We start from the raw sequence: 3,597 nt of genomic DNA on the forward strand, positions 1-3,597 counted from the left end.
GTCAAGCCGCCGCCGTGACGGGAGGTGAACCTTGGTAGCACTGTCCGTCACGGATCATCGCCCACAGGACATTGAGGCGTCGGCGGGCGAGGGCCAGCAGAGCCTGCTTGTGTCCTTTCCCCTCGCTCCTCTTGCGCTGGTAGTACGCCTTCGAGGCGGGACAGGTGGTAGTGCTGACCATCGCCGACAGGTACATGCTCCGCAGCAGTCCACGGTGGTAACGCCTGGGTCTGCGCAGGTTGCCGCTGACGCGGCCGGAGTCGCGTGGCCTGGGCGCCAGGCCGGCGAAGCCGGCCAGCCGATCGGCGCTGCCGAAGGCGTCCATGTCACCGCCGGTCGCGGCGATGAACTCGGCACCGAGCTTGGGGCCCATGCCGGGCAGACTGCGGATCACCTCAGCGTGCGGATGCTCGCGAAACTTGGCCTCGATCAGGGCGTCGAGCTCGGCGATCTCCTCATCGAGGGACATCACCCCCTTCGCGAGGCGGACCACCATGGCGGCGGCCAGCGTCTCGCCAGGCAGGGCCGTCAGCTGCGCCTGGGCAGCCTCCACAGCCGTTTTCGCAAGTGCGGCGGCGCCGCGGACCTTGCGGTTCTTCAGCCAGGTCTCGATCCGCTTCGCGCCGGCGCGGCGGATCGCGGCCGGGGTCTGGTAGCCGGTCAGCAACATCACCGGCCCTTTGTTGGTCAGCTCAAGCGAGCGTTCCAACGCGGGGAAGATCTCCAGCAGTTGAGCGCGGAGACGGTTGATCTGCCGGGTGCGGTCGAAGACCACGTCCAGGCGCCGGGTAGTGAGCGTGCGCAGGTCAATGGCGATCTCGTCGCCGGGCCTCAGCAGGCCGAGATCACGTCGGACGCGGGCCTGGTCGGCGATGACGAAGGCGTCCTTCGCGTCAGTCTTGCCCTCGCCTTTGTAGGTGGCCGATGCTCGGTGGACCGCGAGGCCGGTGAGGTAGGCCATCGGCTGGCCGTGGCTGAGCAGCAGGCCGATCAGCAGGGCGGCCCCGCCGTGGTTGAGGTCGACGGCCCACAGCACGTCGGTGGATATCTCCAGGACGTCGCCGATGAGCTGAAGCAGCTCGGTCTCGTCGTTCAGGACCCGGCGGGACAGCAGCCGCTCGCCGTCCGCGTTGATCACCACGCAGTGGTGATGCGTCTTGCCGATGTCCACTCCGGCCCAGATCTCGGGCACGTTCCCTCCGCCAGCTCGTCGTCACATCGATCCCGCAGACGACCTCGCCGACGTTGTCCTACAGCAGCGATCGAGTCGCGTCTCCCAATTGGCGGTCGAGTCGTCGCGGGGCTCCGGGCGGCCAAGTCCTTTGAGCCATCCAAACGGCGCCCACCATGCAGCCATACCCAGAACCCCTGGGCCCTCCGATCCTACGAATGACCGGATCAGACCCACGTCTTGAAAGGTAGGACCACCATCATGTGCCGGCATTCGACGCCGTTCCCCGGGGCCGACACGAAGGCCGACGGCGACTCATCGTCAGCGACGCTGCGCTCGGAAGAATCGAATGACAACTTCGAGTTGAGGCACGGCCCTCACGCGAGACCTCTTTGGGGAGGGCGGCGTCAGCGAGGCCGCTCGTACTTCCTGGTCTACCTTCCGCGTCCCCGCGGGCAGAACGTGGTGTACACCCGCAGTGGCTGCAGCGTCGTGGAGTTACGACAAGCCTGCCTACGGGCGCTCCGCTGCGTCGCGCCAGTAGTCGGCGAGCATCTCGCCCGGCCAGGCGGGCTGACGGGCAGAACCTCGGGGCCCCATTTCCTGAAAGTAGGGGGCCAAGTCAATCACCGGCGTCCCGTCGACCGCGTCGAGGTCGGTCACCAGAAGGTCGCGGCCGTCCACACTCAGCAGCCTCGGGTAGCTGACAGCCAACTGGTTGGGGCGCCGATGGTTTCGGTGGACGAAGGTTCCGGTCGCCGGCCACCGCACGTTGCCCCTGGGGCTGCGGGCGTGGAGCTGCACGTCCTCGGGCTGTGCCAGGTGGAAGCGCCACGTCACAGTCAGGTGGGAGAACTCGTCGATTCCCTGCAGGGTTTCGAGGGGGTACGCCTCGTTGAGTCGGATCACCGACTGGACCCCGCCCTGGTAATCGTCCTGGACGCGGGTGTGGCCGCCGACGACCGTTGCGATCGATTCGACCTCGTACGTCGTCACCGGTATTGGTTCCTCTCCTCGGACGAAGCTGGTCCGCGGGTTGCCATGAGGCATCGAACGTCCGCGTCGCGATTAGCCTATGGCCCGGAGCATGCCGCGTGCCCGGCGGTCCAGCGCGGTGACATGGCGGCCTCCGCGTTGCCGCACGGGCGAGAGGTCGCTCTGGATTCGGACGATGACGTCACGCGTCCGGCCGGACTGGACGCCCGTCATGGCGTCAAGTGCTTCGTTCCAGGTTGCACACGCCTCGTCGAGGTTTCCCCGCTGGACCTGGACGGCGCCGAGGTAGCCGAGCGTCACGCTGTGGGTACGGGCGAACTGCTGACGCCGGCGCGTGGCCACACTCCGCTTGAAGTGGATCTCCGCGTCGAGGGGCTGACCTATATCGCGCAGAGCGCAGGCCGTCTCGTGGGCGAGGGAGGCTTCCTGGAAGAAGCCGACGCGGGCAGGCGCTTCGTTGGTGTCGGCCCGGGCGAGGTCTCGCTCTGCGCGGCTAATGGCCGCGAGGGTGCCGGCTCGGTCGCCGTCGGCCGCAAGTGCGCGGGCGTGGACGATCGCCAGCAGCGCCCTCTCGCGGTGGCTGGCCTGGCCGTAGCGGTCGCGGGACATCGAGGCGTCCGCCAGAGCGAGTGCCCTGCGCGGGTGCCCGAGGTCGACGGCCTGGTGGGCGAGGGCGCGCAGGACGTGGCCGCCGAGCGGTCCGTCGCCGGCTTCCGCCGCGATCCTGGCGGCAATGGTGAGGTAGCGCTGGGCAGTGCGGTGTTCGCCGGCGTCGAAGGCCATCCAGCCGGCGAGGTACGTCATCTCTGCGACGGCGGAGTGCGCGACGCGGCGGAGCTGATCGGTACGGAATCGGCCGCCGAGCAGCGGCACTGCCTCGTCGAGCAAGTGGCTGGCGAGGGCTTTGCGGCCGGTTGCGACTCTGTTGCTGAATTGCCTGCAGGGGTGCGGGGCGGCCCGGCATGATCGTTGGTGCGGTCGTTCTGTATGCCCCGGCCGTAGGGGGTCGGTGCGGTGTCCATGCGGCCGGGGGGATTGCCGCCCGTTCCTGAGCAGACCGCCAGGACGGCTCGCGCCGCCTTCCCCGGTGGCAGCCTGCCCATGCGCCTGCGTGACCACCTTGCCGAGGTCTTCGACGACGCGTTGTTCACCGATGCGTTTCCCAGCCGTGGGGCTCCCGCCCAGTCCCCGGCGCTGCTTGCCCTGGTGACGGTGCTGCAGTTCACCGAGAACCTCACCGACCGGCAGGCCGCGGACGCGTCACGGGACCGTCTTTCGTGGAAGTACGCGCTGGGCACGGAGCTGTCCGATGCCGGCTTCGACTTCTCCGCGTTGTCGAAGTTCCGTGCCCGGCTGGTCGGGCACGGCCTGGAACGGACGCTCTTCGACAGGCTCGTCGAGCACTGCCGCGAGGCCGGGCTGATCAAGGC

3 protein-coding genes and 1 pseudogene are annotated in these 3,597 nt (G+C 68.6%); 1 reads left to right on the forward strand and 3 read right to left on the reverse strand.

Going from position 1 to position 3,597, the window contains the following annotated elements:
• Position 1: 1 nt before the first annotated feature.
• The 3 genes and pseudogenes from B9S61_RS33250 to B9S61_RS33260 form a co-directional block, all read right to left on the reverse strand.
• Positions 2–1,192 (reverse strand): IS110 family transposase, encoded by a 1,191-nt coding sequence (locus tag B9S61_RS33250; RefSeq protein ID WP_103543576.1) that lies wholly within the window; start codon positions 1,190–1,192, stop codon positions 2–4.
• A 492-nt stretch (positions 1,193–1,684) separates the two neighbouring features.
• Positions 1,685–2,167: an SAM-dependent methyltransferase gene (locus tag B9S61_RS33255; RefSeq protein WP_103545506.1), complete on the reverse strand. Its 483-nt coding sequence runs from the start codon at positions 2,165–2,167 to the stop codon at positions 1,685–1,687.
• A gap of 72 nt (positions 2,168–2,239) precedes the next feature.
• Positions 2,240–3,085, reverse strand: a pseudogene (locus B9S61_RS33260) (Tat pathway signal protein); the annotation flags it as partial.
• A gap of 183 nt (positions 3,086–3,268) precedes the next feature.
• On the opposite strand from B9S61_RS33260, the gene B9S61_RS33265 reads away from it, so the two are divergent.
• A partial coding sequence (locus tag B9S61_RS33265) for a transposase (protein WP_181007547.1) occupies positions 3,269–3,597 on the forward strand: 329 nt, incomplete at its 3' end.

The sequence above is a fragment of the Streptomyces sp. SM1 genome (assembly GCF_002910825.1).
Taxonomy (GTDB): Bacteria; Actinomycetota; Actinomycetes; order Streptomycetales; family Streptomycetaceae; genus Streptomyces; species Streptomyces okerensis.